At 52.3% G+C, this 1,645-nt stretch carries 1 rRNA gene; it reads left to right on the plus strand.

Annotated elements, in window-relative coordinates:
• The first annotated feature begins 22 nt into the window (after positions 1-22).
• A 16S ribosomal RNA gene (locus ACWODM_RS16310) occupies positions 23-1,580 on the plus strand.
• Positions 1,581-1,645: the final 65 nt, after the last annotated feature.

Genomic DNA, 1,645 nt, shown 5'->3' on the forward strand with positions numbered 1-1,645 from the left:
TCGCAAGATCGTTTCAACTTTTTATTATGAGAGTTTGATCCTGGCTCAGGACGAACGCTGGCGGCGTGCCTAATACATGCAAGTCGAACGCTTCTTTTTCACCGAACTTCGGTTCATCGAAAAAGAGGAGTGGCGAACGGGTGAGTAACACGTGGGTAACCTGCCCATCAGAAGGGGATAACACTTGGAAACAGGTGCTAATACCGTATAATGCTATTTCTCGCATGAGAGACAGCTGAAAGGCGCTTTTGCGTCACTGATGGATGGACCCGCGGTGCATTAGCTAGTTGGTGAGGTAACGGCTCACCAAGGCCACGATGCATAGCCGACCTGAGAGGGTGATCGGCCACACTGGGACTGAGACACGGCCCAGACTCCTACGGGAGGCAGCAGTAGGGAATCTTCGGCAATGGACGAAAGTCTGACCGAGCAACGCCGCGTGAGTGAAGAAGGTTTTCGGATCGTAAAACTCTGTTGTTAGAGAAGAACAAGGATGAGAAGAGAATGTTCATCCCTTGACGGTATCTAACCAGAAAGCCACGGCTAACTACGTGCCAGCAGCCGCGGTAATACGTAGGTGGCAAGCGTTGTCCGGATTTATTGGGCGTAAAGCGAGCGCAGGCGGTTTCTTAAGTCTGATGTGAAAGCCCCCGGCTCAACCGGGGAGGGTCATTGGAAACTGGGAGACTTGAGTGCAGAAGAGGAGAGTGGAATTCCATGTGTAGCGGTGAAATGCGTAGATATATGGAGGAACACCAGTGGCGAAGGCGGCTCTCTGGTCTGTAACTGACGCTGAGGCTCGAAAGCGTGGGGAGCAAACAGGATTAGATACCCTGGTAGTCCACGCCGTAAACGATGAGTGCTAAGTGTTGGAGGGTTTCCGCCCTTCAGTGCTGCAGCAAACGCATTAAGCACTCCGCCTGGGGAGTACGACCGCAAGGTTGAAACTCAAAGGAATTGACGGGGGCCCGCACAAGCGGTGGAGCATGTGGTTTAATTCGAAGCAACGCGAAGAACCTTACCAGGTCTTGACATCCTTTGACCACTCTAGAGATAGAGCTTTCCCTTCGGGGACAAAGTGACAGGTGGTGCATGGTTGTCGTCAGCTCGTGTCGTGAGATGTTGGGTTAAGTCCCGCAACGAGCGCAACCCTTATTGTTAGTTGCCATCATTCAGTTGGGCACTCTAGCGAGACTGCCGGTGACAAACCGGAGGAAGGTGGGGATGACGTCAAATCATCATGCCCCTTATGACCTGGGCTACACACGTGCTACAATGGGAAGTACAACGAGAAGCGAAGTCGCGAGGCTAAGCGGATCTCTTAAAACTTCTCTCAGTTCGGATTGCAGGCTGCAACTCGCCTGCATGAAGCCGGAATCGCTAGTAATCGCGGATCAGCACGCCGCGGTGAATACGTTCCCGGGCCTTGTACACACCGCCCGTCACACCACGAGAGTTTGTAACACCCGAAGTCGGTGAGGTAACCTTTATGGAGCCAGCCGCCTAAGGTGGGATAGATGATTGGGGTGAAGTCGTAACAAGGTAGCCGTATCGGAAGGTGCGGCTGGATCACCTCCTTTCTAAGGAAATTTACGGAAACTACACGATCGATTGCCATTGTTTTGTTCAGTTTTGAGAGGTTTAC

The organism is Enterococcus olivae (assembly GCF_053760925.1).